The following is a 22,453-nucleotide window of genomic DNA, read 5'->3' as shown; positions in this document are numbered from 1 at the left end:
ATTTATATTTCGATCACATAACTTGCATACGAATTATCACTTTGGTAAAATTCATGATGTTCAGGTGTAGCATATTTTAGAGTACCGTTCTCGAATACACCTGGCCAACAGATAATAATGGTCCTGTTTCCACTCAGACTCTCAACCAGCCGAATGGGGTTTTGTTTTAATTCCCGATCAAACAAATACTCGATGTTATCTAGGAAGATTATTTGTTTATTTTCTTGCATGACCACAGATCTAAGGATTCTCCCTACTTCAAAGGGCCTTCTCTCTGGCGGAAGCTCTCGTAATTGTTCAGACAATAATAAATTCACGTTAAGTATCGGAACTTCCATTTGAAGGATATTACGTCGCAGATCTTCTAGTGAATAACGATTGGCAACAACAAATAACATTTTATTACGCTTACTTCGTAAAGCATCAATTTCTGATGCAAGTAACTCCTGCAAATCCGTCATACGTCCACTCCGATCATTATATCATCCAATGAAAATAAATGAATCTCAAGAACTATATTTCGAGATTCATATGAACATTCCGCCCTTTTAACTACTAAAACAATCGTCAAATTAGTGCTATTCCATCACATTACCTACTCTTGATATTCTGTACCTCGCAATTCATTCATAGTGAAACATACTCATTCCTATGCAAGAAATACATCACCGCTTCTTGCACCTTCATTCCAAACGCTATTTCCAACTCTCTTCTATAAGCCACAACCTGCGGCCGATAAAACTCCACAAACGCCGCCTGCTGCCCTTCTTCATACACATCCGTCTTAAAATCGACAACTACCCAACCCTCCTCCTCTTCAAAGAGGAAGTCAATAACGCCTTTCAAATACAGGGTCTTTGCTTCGGAGCCTACTATGGAATCTTCTCCAAACAGTTCAATATCCGCCCTCACAGTACGTAGCGGTAACTCATGAATCCGCCGCTTCGCCGCCAGCGCACGTCGCCACAGCGGATGATTCACCACATCATCTAGTATTGTTTGCACGTCCGGAATCAGCGCTTCATCCATCCCCTCTTCTTCGGCGATCATCCTGATGTGCAGCTCCATCTGCTCGGATTCCGCGCCGGTCCCAAGCAGCTCGATGCAGCGATGAACCACGCTACCGAATGCCATGCCTCTGCCCGCAAGCGGCCTGGGTGGCTGAACGGCTCCGGACTTCGCCAGTTTCGTTACCGAGGCCGTCTGATACGTCGGCTGTGCCAGCCGGCTTCGCCACTGACGGCTATTATTTTCATCTGCTGTTTCATCATGCGCCCCTTCGTAACGCGAAGGCACCTCAGATATAACCTCAGGATCATTCAGCTCTCTACCTTCCAGAATCCCGCATTCAAAGCTGCTCCAGGGATCAATCGCTGGCCGGTCCGGATATCGGCTGATAATCATAAGCTGCTTGGCGCGGGTAGCGGCGACATATAGCAACCGTTCCTTCTCCGCATTCATGTACAATCGCTCCCGCTCAGCGAGTTCTTGCCAGCCTGGTGGATGAGCAATCACATCCTCTTGATATCCTCTTCGCCGCGTAATACTGAAGTAACCGCGTGCGGAATCTCCCATCCGATCCACATGCTCTCCGGCATCATGATCAGACTCTCCGCAAGGACAAGCCAGCAGTACAACTGGTGCCTCAAGACCTTTGGCCTTATGCAGGTTCATGATGCGAACGGCATCCTGCTCTCCCGCGAACAGATCTCCGCACTCTAGCTTCGCTTCTTTTACGACCCGCATTAGATATTCGCTCAGTTCCGGCCAGCTTGCTGCTACTAGACTGTCCTTATGTAGCAGATGCAGGAGTTTGATCAATGTTCCAGCACGCGCCCTACCGGTCTGACGAACTGCTGCGAGCGAAATCATCCCCATATCCTCTATGATAGATAACAGTGCAGATAATGCCGGTAACTTCCGAATCATCTCCGCGTATTCAGCGAGTCGTACCAGTGCTTCATATACTGGTGAAGCTATTTCCCCTACTTCTGCTTGATTCGGTAAAGTAGTATATGTGATCGGAAAACCTTGCATCTTATAATGGAAAAGTGCATTATCACTGACACTAAATAACATCCCCTTAAGTACAGCAAGCAGTGCCACCGGATCTCCAGGGTCGTTTAGACAACTTGCCAGCACAGCAATCGCATCGATCTCTTCGTAAATCGCCGAACTTCCAGTCGTAACAGAGGGTACTCCATACTGTTCTAACTTTGCAGCGTACAGGTGCAGAAAATCTTTTCGTTTCAGTAGTACCAGGAAATCACTTGGAGTTGCATCCCTTACAAGGAAACCACCGTTACTTCCCGGCTGCTTCTCCTGAATCTTCAGTTGACCACTGCAAGCCCAGGCAATATAACGAGCAGCCCGGGATGCATCTGCTTCGGCAATCGCCGCCTGGCCTCCAGCCATTTTCGCATGAGTCATTGTATAGACCCCATGCTGTACACCGTTCTCCGGATTAGTCGTCCGTGTATCCATATGTACAAAAGCCGCCTGATGTTCAGATTCAGCCTGTGGAAACCGTGCATTAAATTCATCATTTGTAAATTGCCCAAGATGGTGAATTGAGCGAAAGTTCGCACTTAGCTGCAGGACCTCACCACAAGAACTGATCTTGTTTTTGACCCAATTATAGGTTGAAATATCCGCACGTCTAAACCGGTAAATCGATTGTTTCGGATCTCCAACAATAAATAAAGAACCTGGTTTGGGAGTGATCCTTCTCCAATCCGCTTCCCTTGGGTCATCACCTGTTAGAAGAAACATAAGCTCGGCCTGAATGGGATCGGTGTCCTGAAATTCATCTACGAACAATCGCGTATAACGGGCTGCAAAAAACCGCCGTACATGCTCATGCTCACGGAGTAATGCTGTTGCCCGCATCAGCAGATCCTGAAAGTCTAGAACGCCTAGTTCGTTTCGCTTGTGTGCGCCATAATCAACAGCCGGACTGACAAAATCAATCAACTGCGGATATAGATACTCGCGCCAAGCACCAAGGAAGGGAAACAAAACGCGGATTTGCCATTCCAGGAACATAACTTTGTATTCCTTTGCCATAGCACTGTCTGTCCACCTGTTTAAGGTAACATTGATTTTTCGCTCAAATATCAATGCGAGCTGCAGTATACGCATATCATCATCAAGTCCGTGTAGTATAAGCAGTCTCTTTCCGTCACGAACCATTGCCTGCAGCGCATCCCAGCCTTGTGCTGGTTTCTGTGTTGGAATGTAACGCCCAGCTTCTGCTATCATCTGAGGCAGAGATAAGCGAATAAGGTCAAAGTTAGGTCTAGAAGAGGCAACCGTCTCAATGTGTACATCGGTATAGCCGCATACCCGTTTATATACCTGGCGCAGATCCTCCACGTTTACTTGCAGAGACGCAAGGTCAGTCATTCTATCTCCCTTACCGTTCTCGATCAAGCTCACCAGATACTCATCCCAGCATTGGTCCTGTAATAAGCTCGCTTCATCTTCTTCAATCTCACGGAACATAGGGTCCAGTCTTGCCTCAATCGGTCTCTCCCTAAGCAGTCTGCCGCAAAAAGAATGAATCGTGCCAATATAGCACCGATCGATCTCCTGTAAAGCCCGCTGCAGCAGAGCCTTCTGCGGCTCAATCGCCTTACGGATCCGCCGCTCCAGCTCCAGTCTGAACCTGCTTTTCAGCTCATCCGCTGCTTTCCGTGTGAAGGTAATGGCTGCAATCTGCTCGGCCACGGCGCTCCCTGACTCAATCAGAGCAATCATTCGGCCCACGAGTGATGTCGTCTTCCCCGACCCTGCTCCTGCTTCCACCATCAACGTTCGGTCTAATACTCCTGCAATTCGCTCTCTGGCCGTCTGATCATCAACCAAAATGCTCTACCTCCTTGATATGGTGAAGCAATGGAGTATTGGGTTCTAAATTCCATTTTGCCTTCGTACGTTCTGATTCATTCTTGCACACCGCTCCATAATCGCAATAGGAACATCGTTTCAACTCTGTTGTCGCGGTAAATGTTCCTGACTCCATCGAAGCTAATAAATGTCCCACTAACTCCGAAAGCTCAGCCGTCTTATTTTGAACCCGGCATACCTCATCGCCTTTGCCTCGTTCCGTTGGGAAGTAATAGGCTGACTCTACCACCCGTGCCTCCGGATCCATACCGGTATGCTTAAGCCACTGTTCAACCGCAACAGCATACAGCGCATGCTGCAGTTGCGTTCCCTGTGAGAAATACTCATTCTCGTCATACTTCGCCGGACTGCCTGTTTTGTAATCATAGATCTTGTACTTGTGCGGCCCGATCTCATCAACCCTGTCCACAAATCCCTTCATTCTAATGACAAGACCATTATCCAGCCTGACGCTCATGGGTTGTCCGTCTAATGTCAATTCGAGCTCAAAAAAACGTGGCCGTCCCTCGGCTTTTTGCTCCATCTGATAAAAAATGCCGACATCACGCCGCAGCGAATCGCATTCTTTTTGAAAGATATGGGGAGTTGGCGGCGGCACCTTCGCTTCATACTCACGGATGACCTGCTCTGTGATTTCCTGAAGCCTGTGTTCATCATGCTTAAGCCTATTCTCATTTATAGAACCTGCGGACATTTCTTTCAGATAGTGGTAAAAGATACTGTGAAGCAAGCTGCCTCTGCTAGCTGCATCCAGCCATTTGGAACGATCGAATTCAGCAGTCTCCTTTGCCCTGAGCTTCAGTACTTGAGAAAAGAAAAACCTCTTGGGGCATTCCGCATATCGTTCGAGCTGAGTCACACTAAGATACGTCTCAGGATTGTTTAGATAACGAACCGCAAAGGTATCCGTCAAGAGCATTCCCTCATATTCTGACAGGGCTCCTTCGCTAATTCGCATCTCTGCTTGTTCCAACTTAGCGGCGAATGGAAAGGATTGACGTAGTGATGAAAGGCCATCTTGAAGTTTCCCCTCAGTGTGGAACCGTCCAAGCCAGCGATCCGTCCCATCCAACAAATGCTCTCCATTCGGGTGAATCGACATATATCCAACCGGTCTACCCAGTACCTGTCCTAGTCCAGTCAGATCCATCTGGGGATCGTCCGTCACTATTCTAGCAGCCTGTAATAACGCAAAAGCCGGAATGACTTCCTTCTGCTCTGCCGGATCATAGCTGGAATAGCCCAGCGTAACTTGTCCTGACAGCAATCCTAATCGGGTCTCGCGTTCACGAATAATATGATCAGTTCGCTCAGTAGATAAGAGTAGCCCCTCCAGACTCCTGCGTTCCATATCCAGTAATACAGGATCCTGTCGGAGCTGCAAGGACCAAGCCTCATTACTCATGCCCAGGATGTACGTCTGAGTTCTTCCCGATATGCCGCCATCTTGAAGCGAAGAGATGTGCAGCTTTCCGCAAGATGGTCCGCTTCCACAGATACGAATACCCTCCACCAATTCTTTTACATAACGCAACGCGATCTCGCTGGACAATGTACGAGGAGAGACAACCTCCAGCAGCTTCGCTTGGTCAATTAGTTCAGTGATAACATGCGAGTCTGCTTCACTGGACGAAACGGTGTGCTTTTGAAGAAAATCTATTAATGCATGCAAAATCACCATAGGAGTCCACGTTACTTGATGCGTATCAGGCAGTTTTTGAAACAATCCACTAAACGCCCGGTTTAACAACCTGATCGCTTCAGCGTGTCGCCCCTTTAACTCAGTATTATCTGCGGCCTCTAACATGGAATACCGTTGTCTTCCCCAACCAATTCCGCTTTGCTCCAAAGCAAGGATGAGATCAGCCTGATCCACGGATTCTCCAAGTTGATGAAATGATATATAATCGTGTCGAAGAGCCTTAAGTAAGCACTCTACATCGTAGTTGCATTCCAGCCATTCGAGATAAACTAGCGCAGCCTTTCCGACATTTGTATAAGTAACGGGGAGCCCTTGGGAAAAGGTACAAGGAATATCGAGAGTTTGACTGAGCGTATATATCGTTGAACAATAAGCCTCATAATTAGAAACAACGATCTCTGCTTGATCGAAGGAAGAACTCGTATTGCATACACGTCGGAATGCTTCGCGGATCTCAGCTAAAGCTCCTGTGGCATGGTACAGCTGAACAGCAACATGATCACCATTCTGTAGGGATGACGGGAAAGCTCCCGTTTGCGGAAGAATGAGCAGTCTATCTCCAGCGATGCGTCTCAGCATTTCTTTCTCCACGGAAGAGAACCGCTCCATATCTCTATGGATGAAGAGATGGTTATCCGCTGATCTATCAATTTCTGGTATGTAATCAAGCAGACCTGCAAAATCAGTAAATTGATTCTGTTCCAGCCATTGTTCATATGCAGAGAGCAGTTCAGTGATATAGAGACCTTTTTGCTCATGTTCAAAAACAGAAATAGAAAGACCTGAAGCGAAAATCCCCGCCCCTCGGAGTTCCTCAATCGCGTGGTGAAAGCTTTGAACGATACCTGGGGTAATCATCTCGGCTGGTATGTATTTATCTTGATGCTCCGCCATATTAACCATAAGATTCTGGACAACCCAGAACGTCTGTTTTCGATTTAAAAGATGAAGCCCTCGTTTCACCAGTTCCGCTTTGGTTCGTTTCGCTACGAGAGACCTTAACGTTTCTGTTTCCACACCTAGAAGAGGGCCGTGTTCCTTTGTTATCCGATTCAGCCACCGCTCACCCTGATCATAATGATCCACAAGGAGGATCTTTCTACGAAAAGGATCGTTATTGCATATTTCACACAAATCCGCAAACCAATCATGGTTCATGAGACCCACATCCTTCCTACCTTGTATATTTCGAGGAACATACAGCAGTTCCTGCTAAGTCTTATTTATACATTTCAGTCCAGCAAAACTATCCTTGAAGCACACTTAAAATTCCTTTACGTAACTCCTCTACCTTAGCAGTTTTAGGTTCAAAGTAGCTAATTCCTTTCTTAGCAAGTCGTGACTGGCTAAAGTCATTAATTGTAATCCCATATTCTTGAATAAACTGTTGGATTTCAAATGTTTGCTTGTTTATTTTGCTGTCATACGCTAATTTGATCATCAACTTCACTTGTTCCAGCTGCTCTGGAGTTTGAATCCAGTCTATCCTAATAAACGTCTCTTGTGTTTTATAGTCATAAGGCGTAGAACAACATATACCGAACTGTTGTGCAACAAGTAAGTCGAATTGAAGACCTACTATTTCTTGAGGCTTAAGCACAAGATAGCCCCTTCCATACCATACAGTAAAAAAAGCAGATGACCTCCCCTTTACATAATAATTTATAGAGTCACGCATACTTTTAGCTGAGTTAGGGCTTAGTCCAATACAATATTCATGTAAGGATTTTAGATAACCGTTCATATCATAGCGAGCAATGATACGCTCTGGTGACACTGCCGTATTAACTTCTCCAACGAAATGAAACTCACAGAACGACAAAAAGCCCTCGATTAACAGATAATTGCGATGCTCAGTAGAATAGATCATCCTCTGTTCCTCGAAAAAGCTAAGAACCTGCTTCCATGTAAGAATAACTTCTTCAACGCAATCCATATCAATACCTTGAAATCGCTGTTTATGAGCATTAAGTTGACTCCTATAGAGTTTCCCGCCTCCACGTTTCATCTCAAACAAAAGGGCTAAAGTACCCTTGCCTGCATAAATATAACCATCAGGAATACCGTCTCGCCCTTCCCCTTCTACGTCCTCTTGTTTAACAGGTTTATCTAAACCTACCACAGTTCTAGTCTCCGCAATACCAATCAGCACCGCTCGTTGAACATTCATTTGTATATCATTCCCAAATTGGAAATCGTAGCTGAAAACGCCATATTCCCCTTTGAGACCAATAAAGTTCAGGAAACTATCAGTCAAGTCAGAGGTTGAATACATCATCACCTTTAAAAAAGCCTCTGTGATCTGGTTTTCCAATTGGCTGTAGTAAGATGTAAATAGGTTTCCTTTCATGTTTACATTCCCCCTTCTAACTAAAACAGTTATAAATCTATTTATACATCTCAGTCCACTGAGCCAATTGAGCTTTCAAAGTTTCACGCACTGAGGCCGGCTCTAAAATTTCAGCGGCTGGCCCATACTGCAGAATCCATCGTATAAACTCTTTTTCGTTGTTAACCGTTGCCTCAAAAATCATACTACCGTCTTTGTTGTCTGTCATACGCGGATGAACGAATAATTCTTCCTCTTTAATGTACCTGGCGACCTCAGCATTAAACCGTACTTTAAAGGTTATATTTTTCTCGCCTTGTTCAATGGACCACGTGTTCTTGAGATACTTTTTAATATTGAAGTCACTTTTATCGAACGTTTCGGTCGTGGAATCCACCTTAAGGAAACGACTGATTCGAAACGTCCGAATATCCTGCTTTGTATGGCAGAAACCGATTAAATAGAAGCGCTGATCACGCGGCACGAGGTAGTACGGATCAATCTTCCGCTCGGTAGTTTCATTTCGATACTGGGTATGATAAGTGGTTTGTATTGTCTTCTGGTCTAAAATCGCCTGAATAATCGGTTGCAAAAAATTGGGACTCTCTTGACGATATGCAGGTGTACCCATCTGAATAATATTAGTAATGTCTTCAATGATACTGTTTTGCTTTGACTTTTCTTTGTGATGTGTAGACATGACCTTATCATATGCCGTGTGGAATCCGGGAGGTAGCTTATCTTCATCTATCATAGAGGGTAGCAGTGAGAATACGAGCGCTTCCTGTTCAGAAAAATTAAGGGGATACAAAAAGAACTTGCCCATAAAGCGATAGCCCGTTCCTTTACCTGTATTCGTTATAGGAGCAATCGTATCTAACAGCCGAAGATCCCGGTATATCGTTCTTACATCTACATCGCACTTAAAAGCTAAATCTGCTGCAGATATACCAGGATTCGACTGGATCGCGTTAATGATATTAAATATACGTATAATTTTCTCAGCCATGGTTATTCTCCCTTATTATAGTAATGAGCACCGGATGTGAAAATTTAATCTTAACTCCAGTATACCTGATCATTGTTACCAATAGTTGTCAGGGAACGTACGTTTGTTAAATTTCCCCCTTCATATAACTTGGAGCTACAACGCAAAAAAAACCGAATCCTCCGCGCTATGTACGCTGTAAGGTTCAATTAATTATGAATAGTTAGGTATGACCCATTTATTCGATAATAATGTTTCCAAACCATATCCCCGGTTTCGCATATTGTACATGATTCAACCGAATCAAAACGTCTTTTTGTCCCGAAGTCGACAATAAAGAACTTGAATAAGTTTCTGAAAGCGGGAAACGCAGAAGAAGAATTGTCTTTATTCGAAACCCATGGCAATTGAGATTTCATCTTACCTTCATTAAAATCCCGTCAACAATTCGTCAACAAAGCCAAAACAGAACTGTTAGCATCAGATACTTAATAAAAAACAAAAAAAGCAGGAAAACCTTGAATCATCAAGGTTTTCCTGCTTTTTGCATGTTATGCGGTAGAGAGGACTCGAACCTCCACGGGTATACACCCACTACCCCCTCAAGATAGCGTGTCTGCCATTCCACCACTACCGCATATTGGTGACTCGTATGGGATACTCTCCACTCCGTTACGAGATTGCGAAGTATTCCTAACGATGCCTATGCTCCAACGAACCCAAGGATTCTCATCCCATACATTCGAAGAAGAAATGGTGACTCGTATGGGATTCGAACCCATGTTACCTCCGTGAAAGGGAGGTGTCTTAACCCCTTGACCAACGAGCCAAATTTAAAGTTTTTCTTTGTGACAACAAAAATGATTATATCAAACGTCGGCGGATTTGACAAGCCTTTTTTTGAAGGTCGCATTTCCCGGAAAATACGGGGAGAACTGCAGTGTGCAGCCTCTGCTTCTCCCCTCTTAAGATCAGCTATCCCCGCCAGCAGCCAGCACCTGGATTCCATCCGTATATTCATACCCCAGACTCCCGGCCACCGCAGCATTGGTCACTTGTCCTGCCACTACATTCAGGCCGCGCGCAAGCGCCGCACTCTGGACTGCCGCCGCATGAATGCCCAGATTGGCAATCTGCAGCGCATAAGGAATCGTCACATTGGTCAGCGCCAGTGTCGAGGTCCTGGCGACCGCTCCAGGCATATTGGCTACGGCGTAATGGACCACGCCATGCTTCACATACGTCGGGTTCTCATGGGTGGTGATCCGGTCAATCGTCTCGATCGACCCGCCCTGATCAATCGCAACGTCCACAATTACAGAGCCCTCTTCCATCTGCTGCACCATATACTCTTTGACCAGCTTGGGGGCACGGGCACCGGGAATCAGCACCGCTCCGATCAGCAGATCCGCCCGGCGCACAGCCTGCTCCAGATGATAGGAATCCGACATCACGGTCACCAGCCGCCCGCCAAAAATATCATCCAGCGCGCGCAGGCGGCCCGCATTCAGATCCAGCACGGTGACACGTGCCCCCATGCCCAGCGCGATCTTCGCCGCATTGGTGCCAACGATTCCGCCACCGACAATGACGACCTCTCCCGGATGCACGCCAGGCACACCGCCCAGCAGAACGCCCTTGCCGCCATGCGGCTTCTCCAGCAGACCGGCGCCGATCTGCACCGCCATCCGTCCGGCGACCTCACTCATCGGAATCAGCAGCGGCAGCGAGCCGTCTTCAAGCTGAATGGTCTCATAGCCCACAGCGGTCACACCGCTATCCACCAGTGCTTTGGTCAGCTCTGCTTCAGGTGCCAAGTGCAGATAGGTGAAGAGGATCAGCCCTTTGCGGAAATAACCGTACTCCTCCGGTAGTGGCTCCTTCACTTTGATAATCATCTCCGCCTTGCTCCAGACCTCAGCGGCCGTATCCAGAATCACAGCGCCTTTATCCGAATATTCCTTGTCGCTGAAACCGCTGCCTATGCCGGCAGAAGCTTGAATATACACTTCATGACCTGCCTTCCGGAGCGCTTCCACCCCGGCCGGGGTGATGGCGACGCGGTTCTCGTTATTCTTGATTTCTGCGGGTACGCCAATAATCATGCCGATTCCCCCTCAAAGTTGTGTTAGCATAGTCTTCCTTGATATCTCACCGCCACAACTCGCTTCGGAAGCATCTGCTTAGTTGTGTAAGTATAGTCAACATTCTATCCCTGTGAGATGCGAAAAGAAAGGCTCCCATTCGGGGCCTTCCTCTTCACGGTTAAGGTGAGGCAAGAGACACCCTGGCCTCCTGCGGACCGGCTCCCCGTTCCTTCACCTTAGTATATGCAATTTCGCAGCTTAAGGATTAACCTTGGTTTCAAAGGTTTGCTTCCCGTCCACGAATTTCAGCACAACTGCGGCTTTGACCGGGTCATGCTTGTCGTTCAGGGTGATTTTACCTGTAGCGAGCTGCAGATCCTTAGTCGCTGCCAGTGCTTCTGTAATCTTGGCCGGATCAGCTTCACCCGCACGGGTAATCGCATCAGCCACCAGCTTCAGGGCATCATAGCCCAGGGCCGCCATACCATCGGGAACCGCTCCTCCGTTAGCCGCTTTGTAGGCGTCTACGAAGCTGGTTACTTCAGGAGCTGTATCTTCAGGCGAGTAGTGATTGGACATGAACGTATTCTCCAGCGCTTTGGCACCGGCGATTTCCGCCAGCTGCGGGGAATCCCAGCCGTCGCCGCCGAGGAACGGAACGGTAATGCCCATCTCACGGGCCTGCTTCACAATTTTACCTACTTCTTCATAATAACCAGGCAGGTAGATGACATCCGGGTTCGCTGCTTTGATGCGGGTCAGAACTGCTTTGAAGTCAGAATCCTTCTGCTGGTAAGACTCCTGGCTCAACACTTCGCCGCCTTTGGCCTTGAAGGTCTCTTCGAAGAACTTCTGCAGACCCTTGGAATAGTCGGAGGACGTATCAGTATAGATAACTGCTGTCTTGGCCTTCAGGGAATCGAGCGCAAAGTTAGCCATAACCTCACCCTGGAACGGATCGATGAATGCGGCGCGGAACACATATTCATTCACATTGCCGCTGCGCTCATCCACGGTTACCTTCGGATTCGTAGCGCCTACCGAGACCAGCGGGATCTTCTTCTCCGTAGCTACCGGAACGATCCCAAGTGTGTTGGTCGATGTGGATGCGCCGATAATGGTCACGACCTTGTCATTGGTGATCAGCTTCTGCGCCGCTTGTGTAGCTTCCTCCGACTTCGATGCATTGTCTGCAACTACCAGCTCCAGCTGCTTGCCGAGTACACCGCCTGCGGCGTTGATCTGGTCCACCGCCAGCTTCGCGCCCTTGGAGGCCGAGTCGCCGAAAGAAGCCTGGCCGCCGGTAAGCTCCAGGTCAGCCCCGATTTTGATCGTGCCTCCGGCACTGTTCCCGCCGCTTGCAGAGTTACCGCTGTTCTCTGTGTTGTTGCCGCAGCCGGATGCTAATACCGCAGTCAATACTGTCGACAAGATAATGGCCCCAATTTTCTTCATAGTTTCTCCCAGCCTCCTGATTATTTAGTTTATATATGTTGTTTCTGTGATGCTGCTGTAGTATGGATTGCCTGCTAGTGCCCGAGATAAGCCATTTTGATCTCATCGGAATCGGCCATTTCCTTGGCATCCCCTTCAAGCACTACCCGGCCTGTCTCCAGGACATAGGCACGGTCGGCGATTTTGAGCGCCTGGTGGGCATTCTGCTCAACCAGCAGGACAGTGGTTCCGGCATCGTTGACTTCCTTGATAATCCGGAAAATATCCTGGACCAGCAGCGGCGCCAGCCCCATCGACGGTTCATCCAGCAGCAGCAGCTTCGGGTGGCCCATAATAGCCCGGCCCATTGCCAGCATCTGCTGCTCCCCGCCGGATAAGGTTCCGGCCTGCTGCTTCTTGCGTTCAAGCAAACGCGGGAAGGTGTTGTACACCTTCTCGAAGTCAGCAGCCAGGCTGCTTCCATCCTGCAGGTAAGCGCCTAATTCGAGATTCTCCTCGACAGACATATTGGCGAATACGCGCCGTCCTTCGGGACAATGGATCAGCCCTTCTTTGACAATCGCCTGAACGCTTTGATTCGCTATGGATTTATTCAGGAATTCGATACTTCCTGTCTTGGGCTTCAGCAGCCCCGAGAGCGTCTTGAGCAGCGTTGACTTGCCGGCGCCGTTGGCACCGATCAAGGTCACGATCTCTCCCTGCTTCACGGTGATGCTTAGCTCCTTCAAGGCATGAATCGCTCCGTAATAGACATTAATCCCTTGTACTGTAAGCATAGCGTTACGCCTCCTGTCCCAAATACGCTTCGATGACCTTCGGATTGTTGCGGATCTCCGCCGGTGTTCCGTCAGCAATAAGGATTCCGCGGTCCAGCACGTAGATGCGGTTACAGACCCCCATAACCAGTGACATATCATGCTCGATCAGCAGAATGGTCAGGTCGAACTCCTCCCGGATCCAGGCGATCAGATTCATCAGGTCACGTGTCTCATTCGGATTCATCCCGGCTGCCGGCTCATCGAGCAGCAGCAGCTTCGGTCCGGCCGCAAGCGCCCGGGCAATCTCCAGACGCCGCTGATTCCCATAGCTCAGGTTGCTCGCCACCTCTTCACTCTGGTCAGCCAGATTGAAGATTTTGAGAATATCCATCGCCTTCCGGGTAATCTCCTCTTCGCCCTGGAAATGCTTCGGCAGACGTAGCATCGAAGAGAACAACGAGTGCTTCGCATGCTGATGGAAGGCAATCTTGACGTTCTCCAGCACGGTCATAGCCGTAAATAGGCGGATATTCTGGAACGTACGCGCAGCGCCTTTATGATTGATCTTGTAAGGCTTCATCCCGCCGATAGACTCATTGTTCAAAAGAATGCTGCCCGACGAAGGCGGGTACACTCCGGTCAACAGGTTGAACAGTGTTGTTTTACCGGCACCATTGGGTCCGATCAGGCCGATCAGCTCGCCTTTATCAATATGAAGGGATACCTCACTGACCGCCTTCAGTCCTCCGAAGGCCCGGCTGGCCGCTTTTACATCAAGGAGTACCGCTGCTCTCGATTGCGTCATTTGCCTTCGCCTCCTTTTTGCCGAACTTGCCGAGCGAGAATTTGCTTACGCCAAGCAGGCCACTTGGACGGAAGATCATCATCAGAATGAGCACAATCGAGTAAATAATCATGCGCCATTCCGGGAATTCACGTAAGTAGGTGTACAGCAGGGTAACGAACACCGCACCCACGATAGAACCCGCCGTACTGCCCAGCCCCCCAAGAACCACCATGACGATAATTTCAAAAGACTTCAGGAAGTTGAAGCTGCCCGGCGTAATGACATAGAACGTATGGGCCGACAGGCCGCCCGCCATACCGGCAAACAGTGCCCCGATGGTGAAGGCGATGATTTTGTAGCGTGTCGTATTAATCCCCATCGCCTCAGCGGCAATCTCATTCTCACGGATCGCAATGCAGGCCCGGCCGTGAGTAGATCTAATGAAGTTATTAATCAGTACGACTGAGATCAGAGTGAAGAAGAAGAGCATGGTCCAGGTCGTCTTGGCCGGAATACCGCTGAGCCCTGAAGCACCGCCGACATATTCCGTATTCAGCATAATAATGCGGATAATCTCACCGAAGCCCAGCGTCGCAATAGCCAGATAGTCCCCGTTAAGCCGGAGCGTAGGCATCCCGATCAATACACCGAATACCGCTGCCAGCAGTCCGCCCGCAAGAATCGCAGGAATGAACGGCACATTGTAGTCAAGGGTAAGAATCGCCGAGGTATACGCACCCACCGACATGAACCCGGCATGACCAATGGAGAACTGCCCGGTAATCCCGGTAATCAGATTCAGCGACACGGCCAGCATGATATTAACCCCGATGAGCAGCAGCATAGACTGATTCACATCACTAAGGATTCCTGTTGTTAGAAGAACTTTTACGATTCCATAGAACGCAAGGGCCATAAGAATGCCCAGCCAGAATTTTTTATTTATCTTTTTCACGGCAGCTTCCCCCTACACTTTCTCCCGGACATTCTTGCCGAACAGCCCGGATGGTTTGAAGATAAGGATTAGAATCAGTACCGCAAAGGCTACACCGTCACGCCAGGAGGAGAACCCGAGCGAAGAAATCTCTGTCTCAACCGTTCCCAGCAGTAATCCGCCGACAAGCGCACCCGGTATACTGCCAATTCCTCCAAGCACTGCCGCGACAAAAGCCTTAAGCCCGGGCATTACGCCCATGAGAGGATCAACCGAATTGTACGTCATGCCGAAAATCACGCCCGCCGCAGCGGCCAGCGCCGAACCGATGGCGAAGGTGGCTGAAATGGTGCGGTCTACGTTGATGCCCATCAGCCGAGCCGCTTCTACATCGAAGGATACGGCCCGCATGGCTTTGCCCGTTCGGGTGTACCTGACGATATATTGCAGCACTAGCATAAGAATTATCGTTGTTAGAAGAATCATTATCTGATTGGATTCGACCTGGATGGAAGACCCGAAGAGATGATACTGCTTCTTATCCATAATATCCGGGAAGCCCTTGGCCTGCGGCCCGAGGATCAAGACTCCGGTATATTCGAGCAGGAAGGATACGCCAATCGCTGTAATCAGCGCCGCTATTCGAGTGGACTTACGCAACGGCTTATACGCCAGACGTTCAATAGTGATCCCTAGCAGCGCACTGATCGTCATCGAGATCATCAGCGACAAGAGCAGTACAACGATAGGCGGCAATCCCGCATTCGCCAGGTATTTGGCACTGTACAGACCGATGAACGATCCTACCATGAATACATCGCCATGCGCAAAATTAATCAGCTTGATGATACCGTACACCATTGTGTAACCAAGGGCGATCAGAGCGTAAATGCTGCCTACGGATATTCCGTTTATTAGTTGCTGAATGAAGTACTCCATCGCCATCCCCTTCTCCCCATATTCATCTTGTATACCCCTTTCTCTGTGCTGCTTCTCTTTTCTTGGATTATGATGTCATTTATATTAACACAAGGTCAGAGAATCGTCACTAATTTTTGTGGGAATTAATACAAAATTCAATAGTTGGTGTTATATTACATAACATGATATATGTAGGATTCGGTAGGTTATTGTAGGTTTACGAAAAATGCGCAGAAAACAGGAGAAAAACAGAGGATTTTTAAGCAGGAACGTTTTAGAAGTTGTTTCCTTTTCTTATACAATACTTTTTTTCTGCGGAATTAATATAACATTTGTCTCTTTACAGCATCATTCCTTCAATTAATTAAAGGGGTAACGGATTGAACCGGCAGTGTGCGGTGGTAGAGGTCAGGATTAAGCGTATAAAAGTCCCCCTGCGTCTACAGTCTCATTGATGACTGGGCCAAGGTCCGGGCGGCCTGCTGGGCTCCGGGTTGTTCCTCACTTCCCCGTTCGTTGCTATACTCTACCAAGCATTACACACATTCAAAGGAGTGAAATTGAAATGAGCACCATCGAAAAAGAGGAGACCGTCCAATCTGCCAGGAGAGGGTTGCTAGTATTCTTCCTGATACTCATTCCTCTTACGGCTATTAGTTACATACTGGCTCTTATTGTAACGCCTGTATATGGCTTGCTGCTGATGTGGGCGCCCGGGATCTCCTCCATACTCACCCGTATCTTGCTGCGTGAGGGCTTCGCGGACATCTCCCTGAGGCTCGGGGGACGGCGCACGTTGAAGGCCATTCCATTCATCTTGTTGTTGCCGGTGGCGGTTGGCCTGGTGGCCTACGGAACCGCCTGGATCACAGGACTGACGGAGTATACAGGCCACAATGGCAATATTGCCGGTTCGCTGGTCGGGGCTATCCTGATTCAAATGTCCATCGGAACCGCGACGGGAATCATCAGCAGTGCCGGAGAAGAGTTAGGTTGGAGAGGTTATATGCTGACCCGGCTCATTGAGGCCCGTGTCCCGAAGCCTATTCTCATGAGCGGACTGATCTGGGGCATGTGGCATATCCCGGCGATTCTAATCGGCAGCTACTATTCCGGCCCTTCTCTGGCCTTATCGATCGTATTGTTTATGGTAACCATCAGCTCATTTAACATCATTATTAGTCTATTGCGCTTAAGCACGGGGAGCATATGGCCGGCGGTTCTGCTCCACGCCTCATGGAATGCTATTATTCAGGACGCTTTCGACCGGTACACCAGCGGGAAGAATGCCTATCTCTGGACGGGTGAGTCGGGGATACTGGTGGCTGTTACACTCGTGATTGCAGCGTGGATCTTCTACAGGCGATCTGCGTTCGTAACAGATGTCCGGTTGTAAATGGCATTACGGCAAAAAAACAGACAGCCCCTTTTTTTGAGCAGGATCAACGTGAGTACTTGGGTGGACGCTGCGTGAACGAACCGTTGTTTAAGTGGTTTGGTAAAATGGAGTTCTATTAAAACAAGCTGCAATGGACCAAAAACAGAAAGCAGCGATTCTCCAATAACGAGAGAATCGCCGCTTTTTTAACATTGGTAGTCTAGTCCAAATATACCGCCTTCCCCGTCTGGGCCGATTCATAGATTGCCTCCAGAATCCGGGAGACCACGTAAGCCTGTTCAGGAGTCACGACCGGATCTTTATCCTGTTCGATCGCTTCGATCCACTTTCTTAATTCGATATCCGTAGATTTCTCTTCTTTGCCGTCATAGAAGGCTACTCCCCCGGCACCAAGTTCAATTTTATTCGTGTATAGCTTGCTATGCTTCTCCCCGTTAATCCGGAGACCGTCCTTCATGTCCGCACCCGCTTCGGTTCCGCTTAAGCTGCACTTAGCTTCATCCACATCCAGCGAATTCAGCGCCCAGCTGGCTTCCAGCGTAATCGTTGCGCCGTTCTCCATCACAATCATCCCGAACGCAGAGTCTTCCACGGTGAATTTCTTCGGGTCCCAGGGTCCCCAGGCGTTGGCAGCGTCTTCTTTTTGGGAGAGCTCGTGGTATTTCGTTCCCAGCACAACCTTCGGTTTGTAGTTATCCATCATCCAGAGCGTCAGATCGAGCGCATGAGTTCCGATATCAATCAGCGGGCCGCCTCCCTGCTTCTCCTCATCCAGGAATACGCCCCAGGTAGGGACCGCTCTGCGCCGGATGGCATGTGCTTTCGCATAATAGATATGGCCGAGCTCGCCTGCTTCACAGACTTTTTTCAGATACAAGCTGTCTTGCCGGAACCGGTTGTCATACCCTATGGTCAGCTTCTTCCCTGTACGTTTCGCTGATTCAGCCATACGTTTGGCGTCTGCTGCTGTTTTGGCCATTGGCTTCTCACACATCACATGCTTGCCCGCTTCCAAAGCCGCAATAGATATTTCCGCATGCGCATCATTGGGAGTAAGCACATGAACAATATCAATGGAAGCATCCTTCAATAATTCCTGGTAATCCGTATAGACAGCAGCATCCGCACTGCCGTATTGTTCAGCAGCAGCCTCAGCCCGTTCCTTGATAATATCGCAAAAAGCTACCACTTGAACCTTATCCTGTCTGCTTAAGGCAGGCAAATGCTTCCCGTTCGCAATTCCTCCACAGCCGATCACTCCAACACGATACACTTTGCTCATCGCCATCTCATCCTCACTGTTCATGTATTTTTCGGGCCTTGCGGTAGGCAGCCGGGGTCATGCCCAGCCGCTTGCGGAATACCGAATGCAGATAGGTCGCATTGGTGAACCCCTCGGACTCCGCGATATGTTCGATCGACAGGCTGCTGGCTTCAAGCTTGCTGCACACTGCCTGGAGCCGGATCTCTTCAAGAATCCGGCTGAAGGGTTGATCCGGATCAACCTGCTTAAATATCCGCTGTAGCTGCCTCGGGCTGATATTCAGCTTCTCCGCAACATTCTCCAGCGTCACGGCTGCTGAATAATTCGCTTCCATGTACTGAACAGCATATTGATAGCGGTAGGTCAACATATCCCGTACGGGTGCCTCAGCTCCCATCCCGCCTGTATCATAAGCTCTGGTTACCTTGAGCAAGATACTGATCACGAGATGCTTGATGGATGTGTAATATCCCGCAAGCTTGCCGTCACAGGCTTCATAGGCTTCCAGAAAACACTTCATCGCCCTGTGATAATCCTGCGCAGGGATAAGCGGCAGCCTCCTCAGCTTCTCCACACATTCCTCCGCTTCCGCAACCTCCCATGGGTCTGCATCGTCCCTCTGCTTCTCCGCAATATGGATATGCAGACATAACTCCTCCATCGACTCTTCCGCATCTGCTTCCTGACGATGCATAACACCCGGTCCGGTCAAATAGAGCATTCCCTCCGATAAAGGATACTGCTGATCGCCAAGAATGACCGTTCCCTTGCCCCGCGGTATGAAATGAAATTCAAATTCAGCATGGTTATGGAAATCAATGACCTTCCCCGGCGGAAAAGAGGTCAAATGAAACCGGAGAACAGAAATTTCATAATGTCCCCACAGGATGGAAATATCCAGTCTTTCCAGCAGATCCATCTTCTCAAACATAATCTCGAAAGGAAAAGGGCTCATGTTAACCTCCTGCTTAAGCTACGTCAGGTATCAGGTAAGTGATCAAGACTTCAGTTCGGCTAACCGGACCACCCGTCCTGCCTTCGCCGAGAGATTCGCCGCCTCCATTAACCGGGTAAGCTCCGTTGCCGCTTGAATATTGTCAGAAGCAAGCGTGTTGTTCTGGATGTGGGCAACCCACTGCTCAAAAGCGCTGTCACGGTTGGCCAGCACAGGCGTTTCGTTCCAGGCAGCCCCTTGATCTGCCACTTTGGTGCTTCTGACGAGCAGCTTCGCTTCAGGCGTTCCATAGAGCAGAGTTCCTTCCGTTCCATGCACTTCTATGGTAAAAGGGGAGTAGCTGTTCACGAAGCCGGCTTCCACCACACCTATCGCTCCCGAACCGGTATAGAGCGTCGCTACTGCGTTGTCTTCCACTTCCTTGCCCGTAACATATCCGAAGCTCGCGCTTACTCCGGTCACCTCTTGACCCAGAAACAGTCTGGTCAGGTACATGGGATGACATCCCAGATCAATCAAGGCACCGCCCTGGCATTGCTCGAGACTATAGAAATGCTCGGGAAGCCAGTTGGCCGTTGCGCCGTTATGGGATAAACGGACTCTGACATAAGTGATCTCCCCAAGCAGTCCCTGGCTTAGAATGTCTGTAACCGATAACGTGTAACCGTCATTTAGCCGCGGCAGAGACACGGTCAGCTTCACTCCATGCTCCGCGACCTCGGAGAGGATTTCGTTAACCTCATTCAGCGATGCAGCTACAACCTTTTCGGTGAAAATGTGTTTGCCTGCTCTGGCCGCCGCAATTATGACCTCCCGGTGCATCTGGGTTGGTGCGTCGACAATCACGGCATCGATATCCTTCCGGGCAAGCATGTCTTCCAGAGAATCATAAAACGGGACATTCAAGCTCTCTGCCGCCTTCCTGCCCCGCTCCCCGTCCTCGTCCCATACCGCAGCAATTTCCGTATCGCTATGCTCCTGAGCCTGCTTCGTATAATCCCAGGCATGTACATGCCAAAAGCTGATCTTGCCAATCCTAATACTCACCCGCCTGCACCTCCATATACATTATTCTGACATCACCTATAAAGTATCATATAATAAGCAGGATTTTTAGTAGATAAATGCGACATCGACTATATGGAATTACGACATCACACAGGGAAATCATATCGTTCAGAGATTCCGCCCGCTTCCGCCGGATGAACGCAAAACAACCCCACAAAGTGGGTACTTTGCAGGGGCCCTAAATTCTTTCGAACAAGTGGAAACGGCTTTGCCGTCCTTTTAAAGGACGTTACCGTTTCAGCGAGAAATAGAAGGATAAATTATCGTGTGAAACATATATACTCTTATATTTGAACAAAATGCCTGCGGCATAGCCATTGTGGTCGGTTTTTCGACCACATCCCGCACACACGCCTCCGCCGCACCGAATGTGGTCGGTTTTTCGACCCCATCCCGCACACACGCCTCTGCCGCGACGAATGTGGTCGGTTTTTCGACCACATCCCGCACACACGCCTCTGCCGCACCGAATGTGGTCGGTTTTTCGACCCCATCCCGCACACACGCCTCTGCCGCACCGAATGTGGTCGGTTTTTCGACCACATCCCGCACACACGCCTTTGCCGCTACGAATGTGGACGGTTTTTCGACTACATCCGTCTCCAGCCCAGATGACCACGCGCTGCCCATTGTGTTCGGTGAATCCACATCGGACTAAAATCATAATTTCCTAAACAATCAAAAAAGGAGCTCAATATGAGCTCCTTTTATAACGGAGAGAGAGGGATTCGAACCCTCGCACCGCTTACGCAGTCTAACCCCTTAGCAGAGGGTCCCCTTATAGCCACTTGGGTATCTCTCCAAGTAATGGCTCCCCGAACAGGACTCGAACCTGTGACAACTCGATTAACAGTCGAGTGCTCTACCAACTGAGCTATCAGGGAACATTAACATGAACAAGGATTAATTTATCATGATTCTACGGGTTAGTCAAGCGGGTAGCGAGAGATTATGAGATCGTTTACAAACTCCACCTATCTGTAGGGTATCCCTATAGGTGTCGCTTATGTCAGACCCACTCTCCATCCAGCGGAACAGCCACGCGGCTCAGTAAGCCCTCCTGTTCAAGGCGTTGCTTCAATAGTTCCCTCGTCACATGGCAGTGGTTAATCGTATCCATATGCACAGCAATTATCGAAGCAGCCGGAGCGGCATGGCATACCTCCACCACATCCTGTTCGTTCATGGTAATGGGGCCTCCGCTCAGAAAGCTGGCACCTCCGGCATTGACTATAATGACCTCCGGTGTCTGCGCCGCTATCACCTGCTGAACCTCTTCGCACCAGATGGTATCTCCCGCCAGGTACAACACAGGTTCGCCTTCCGCCCGGAAGACGAAGCCGGAGACCTTACCCATTAATTCCCCGATCTCCCCTGTCCCGTGATGCCCGCCTGTACGTGTCAGGGTCACACCGCCGACGGACACAGAGCCGGTATCCATAATTTCTGTAACACGCCCAAAGCCCTGGGCAGCAATTCGCTCCCCGTCGCCTTCCTGGCAATACACCGGCAACTCCTTGGACAACTGCTCTACTGCTGCAGCATCCCAGTGATCCTGGTGCAGATGCGTGACCAGTACAGCATCCGGCTCCAGCCACTGCTGGACAGGCCCCGGCAGAGGCACCAGCGGATTCCGGCGGTCATCGCCCGAATTCATAATCGGCGGATTCACGCCCTGCGCACTCAGCATGGGATCGATCAGAAACGTCGCACCGCCGTATTCCAGCCATAGAGTGGCGTGGCGGATCAGCTTAATTTTCATCATATGCACCTCTTCCCGGATGTCTTACTTAAGATCAATTTCTGATACAATAAGTATAAATCAGGGCAAGAATAGAAGACATTGCGCCGCGAAAGAGATTCTTACGTTCTGCTTTCAGCCGGAAAGGAATTCAAG

The 22,453-nt window shown here is 49.2% G+C and carries 17 protein-coding genes and 4 tRNA genes; 2 read left to right on the top strand and 19 right to left on the bottom strand.

The genetic code is table 11. From position 1 onward, the window contains the following. Positions 1 to 2: 2 nt before the first annotated feature. From brxF to J2Z70_RS20830, 13 genes are all read right to left on the bottom strand, one after another. The gene (brxF, locus tag J2Z70_RS20890; RefSeq protein ID WP_209876425.1) at positions 3 to 461 is read right to left on the bottom strand and encodes a BREX-3 system P-loop-containing protein BrxF; all 459 of its coding nucleotides are present in this window, start codon (positions 459 to 461) and stop codon (positions 3 to 5) included. A 166-nt stretch (positions 462 to 627) separates the two neighbouring features. Further along, positions 628 to 3,867, bottom strand: a complete 3,240-nt coding sequence (locus J2Z70_RS20885) for a UvrD-helicase domain-containing protein (RefSeq protein WP_209876423.1) — start codon at positions 3,865 to 3,867, stop codon at positions 628 to 630. After that, positions 3,860 to 6,769 carry a PD-(D/E)XK nuclease family protein gene (locus tag J2Z70_RS20880; RefSeq protein WP_209876421.1) on the bottom strand — a complete coding sequence of 970 codons (2,910 nt, stop codon included), beginning with the start codon at positions 6,767 to 6,769 and terminating at the stop codon, positions 3,860 to 3,862. The genes J2Z70_RS20885 and J2Z70_RS20880 overlap by 8 nt, the downstream gene beginning before the upstream one ends. An 88-nt stretch (positions 6,770 to 6,857) precedes the next feature. Continuing rightward, positions 6,858 to 7,961: a hypothetical protein gene (locus tag J2Z70_RS20875; protein ID WP_209876419.1), complete on the bottom strand. Its 1,104-nt coding sequence runs from the start codon at positions 7,959 to 7,961 to the stop codon at positions 6,858 to 6,860. A gap of 37 nt (positions 7,962 to 7,998) precedes the next feature. Further along, positions 7,999 to 8,949 carry a helix-turn-helix transcriptional regulator gene (locus J2Z70_RS20870; protein ID WP_209876417.1) on the bottom strand — a complete coding sequence of 317 codons (951 nt, stop codon included), beginning with the start codon at positions 8,947 to 8,949 and terminating at the stop codon, positions 7,999 to 8,001. A 533-nt stretch (positions 8,950 to 9,482) separates the two neighbouring features. Continuing rightward, positions 9,483 to 9,565, bottom strand: a tRNA-Leu gene (locus J2Z70_RS20865). 117 nt (positions 9,566 to 9,682) lie between these two features. Then, positions 9,683 to 9,757: transfer RNA gene (locus J2Z70_RS20860), tRNA-Glu, on the bottom strand. 142 nt (positions 9,758 to 9,899) lie between these two features. Further along, on the bottom strand, positions 9,900 to 11,033 hold the full coding sequence (gene ald / locus J2Z70_RS20855; protein WP_209876415.1) for an alanine dehydrogenase: 1,134 nt from the start codon (positions 11,031 to 11,033) through the stop codon (positions 9,900 to 9,902). Positions 11,034 to 11,273: 240 nt separating this feature from the next. Continuing rightward, positions 11,274 to 12,470 carry an ABC transporter substrate-binding protein gene (locus J2Z70_RS20850; RefSeq protein ID WP_036723351.1) on the bottom strand — a complete coding sequence of 399 codons (1,197 nt, stop codon included), beginning with the start codon at positions 12,468 to 12,470 and terminating at the stop codon, positions 11,274 to 11,276. Positions 12,471 to 12,544: 74 nt separating this feature from the next. Next, positions 12,545 to 13,246 carry an ABC transporter ATP-binding protein gene (locus J2Z70_RS20845; protein WP_036723349.1) on the bottom strand — a complete coding sequence of 234 codons (702 nt, stop codon included), beginning with the start codon at positions 13,244 to 13,246 and terminating at the stop codon, positions 12,545 to 12,547. A 4-nt stretch (positions 13,247 to 13,250) separates the two neighbouring features. Next, a complete protein-coding gene (locus J2Z70_RS20840) occupies positions 13,251 to 14,033 on the bottom strand; it encodes an ABC transporter ATP-binding protein (protein ID WP_036723347.1) in 783 nt (260 codons plus the stop codon). Further along, positions 14,002 to 14,970 carry a branched-chain amino acid ABC transporter permease gene (locus tag J2Z70_RS20835; protein ID WP_342593038.1) on the bottom strand — a complete coding sequence of 323 codons (969 nt, stop codon included), beginning with the start codon at positions 14,968 to 14,970 and terminating at the stop codon, positions 14,002 to 14,004. The genes J2Z70_RS20840 and J2Z70_RS20835 overlap by 32 nt, the downstream gene beginning before the upstream one ends. A 12-nt stretch (positions 14,971 to 14,982) precedes the next feature. Further along, complete coding sequence (locus J2Z70_RS20830; RefSeq protein ID WP_209876413.1) at positions 14,983 to 15,888, bottom strand: branched-chain amino acid ABC transporter permease; 906 nt, start codon at positions 15,886 to 15,888, stop codon at positions 14,983 to 14,985. 547 nt (positions 15,889 to 16,435) lie between these two features. On the opposite strand from J2Z70_RS20830, the gene J2Z70_RS20825 reads away from it, so the two are divergent. Further along, the gene (locus J2Z70_RS20825) at positions 16,436 to 17,266 is read left to right on the top strand and encodes a type II CAAX endopeptidase family protein (protein ID WP_209876411.1); all 831 of its coding nucleotides are present in this window, start codon (positions 16,436 to 16,438) and stop codon (positions 17,264 to 17,266) included. A gap of 202 nt (positions 17,267 to 17,468) precedes the next feature. Here the strand turns inward: J2Z70_RS20825 and J2Z70_RS20820 are convergent, their stop codons facing one another. The 3 genes from J2Z70_RS20820 to J2Z70_RS20810 are packed head-to-tail and all read right to left on the bottom strand — an operon-like array spanning position 17,469 to position 20,535. Next, positions 17,469 to 18,551 carry a Gfo/Idh/MocA family protein gene (locus J2Z70_RS20820; protein ID WP_209876625.1) on the bottom strand — a complete coding sequence of 361 codons (1,083 nt, stop codon included), beginning with the start codon at positions 18,549 to 18,551 and terminating at the stop codon, positions 17,469 to 17,471. Between the two features lie 13 nt (positions 18,552 to 18,564). Continuing rightward, positions 18,565 to 19,488: a helix-turn-helix domain-containing protein gene (locus J2Z70_RS20815; RefSeq protein ID WP_209876409.1), complete on the bottom strand. Its 924-nt coding sequence runs from the start codon at positions 19,486 to 19,488 to the stop codon at positions 18,565 to 18,567. A gap of 42 nt (positions 19,489 to 19,530) precedes the next feature. Further along, positions 19,531 to 20,535 (bottom strand): Gfo/Idh/MocA family protein, encoded by a 1,005-nt coding sequence (locus J2Z70_RS20810; protein WP_209876407.1) that lies wholly within the window; start codon positions 20,533 to 20,535, stop codon positions 19,531 to 19,533. 391 nt (positions 20,536 to 20,926) lie between these two features. Between J2Z70_RS20810 and J2Z70_RS20805 the strand changes: the two genes are divergently transcribed. Beyond that, complete coding sequence (locus tag J2Z70_RS20805; RefSeq protein WP_209876405.1) at positions 20,927 to 21,214, top strand: hypothetical protein; 288 nt, start codon at positions 20,927 to 20,929, stop codon at positions 21,212 to 21,214. A gap of 55 nt (positions 21,215 to 21,269) precedes the next feature. On the opposite strand, the gene J2Z70_RS20800 is transcribed toward J2Z70_RS20805, so the two are convergent. The 3 genes from J2Z70_RS20800 to J2Z70_RS20790 all read right to left on the bottom strand — a co-directional run bounded on the left by J2Z70_RS20800 (position 21,270) and on the right by J2Z70_RS20790 (position 22,318). Then, a tRNA-Ser gene (locus tag J2Z70_RS20800) sits at positions 21,270 to 21,358 on the bottom strand. A 6-nt stretch (positions 21,359 to 21,364) separates the two neighbouring features. Beyond that, positions 21,365 to 21,440: transfer RNA gene (locus J2Z70_RS20795), tRNA-Asn, on the bottom strand. A gap of 125 nt (positions 21,441 to 21,565) precedes the next feature. After that, positions 21,566 to 22,318: an MBL fold metallo-hydrolase gene (locus tag J2Z70_RS20790; RefSeq protein ID WP_209876623.1), complete on the bottom strand. Its 753-nt coding sequence runs from the start codon at positions 22,316 to 22,318 to the stop codon at positions 21,566 to 21,568. Between the last annotated feature and the right edge of the window lie 135 nt (positions 22,319 to 22,453).

Source organism: Paenibacillus silagei, from assembly GCF_017874735.1.
GTDB lineage: Bacteria > Bacillota > Bacilli > Paenibacillales > Paenibacillaceae > Paenibacillus_AQ > Paenibacillus_AQ silagei.
The sequence above is the reverse complement of the archived record's forward strand: the minus strand, read 5'-3'. Positions and strand labels throughout refer to the sequence as shown.

Coding starts and splice junctions, on each gene's coding strand:
- brxF (WP_209876425.1), bottom strand. CDS start 461: ATGACGGATTTGCAGGAGTTACTTGCATCAGAAATTGATGCTTTACGA.
- J2Z70_RS20880 (WP_209876421.1), bottom strand. CDS start 6,769: ATGAACCATGATTGGTTTGCGGATTTGTGTGAAATATGCAATAACGAT.
- J2Z70_RS20875 (WP_209876419.1), bottom strand. CDS start 7,961: ATGAAAGGAAACCTATTTACATCTTACTACAGCCAATTGGAAAACCAG.
- J2Z70_RS20870 (WP_209876417.1), bottom strand. CDS start 8,949: ATGGCTGAGAAAATTATACGTATATTTAATATCATTAACGCGATCCAG.
- ald (WP_209876415.1), bottom strand. CDS start 11,033: ATGATTATTGGCGTACCCGCAGAAATCAAGAATAACGAGAACCGCGTC.
- J2Z70_RS20850 (WP_036723351.1), bottom strand. CDS start 12,470: ATGAAGAAAATTGGGGCCATTATCTTGTCGACAGTATTGACTGCGGTA.
- J2Z70_RS20845 (WP_036723349.1), bottom strand. CDS start 13,246: ATGCTTACAGTACAAGGGATTAATGTCTATTACGGAGCGATTCATGCC.
- J2Z70_RS20840 (WP_036723347.1), bottom strand. CDS start 14,033: ATGACGCAATCGAGAGCAGCGGTACTCCTTGATGTAAAAGCGGCCAGC.
- J2Z70_RS20830 (WP_209876413.1), bottom strand. CDS start 15,888: ATGGAGTACTTCATTCAGCAACTAATAAACGGAATATCCGTAGGCAGC.
- J2Z70_RS20825 (WP_209876411.1), top strand. CDS start 16,436: ATGAGCACCATCGAAAAAGAGGAGACCGTCCAATCTGCCAGGAGAGGG.
- J2Z70_RS20820 (WP_209876625.1), bottom strand. CDS start 18,551: ATGAGCAAAGTGTATCGTGTTGGAGTGATCGGCTGTGGAGGAATTGCG.
- J2Z70_RS20815 (WP_209876409.1), bottom strand. CDS start 19,488: ATGAGCCCTTTTCCTTTCGAGATTATGTTTGAGAAGATGGATCTGCTG.
- J2Z70_RS20790 (WP_209876623.1), bottom strand. CDS start 22,318: ATGAAAATTAAGCTGATCCGCCACGCCACTCTATGGCTGGAATACGGC.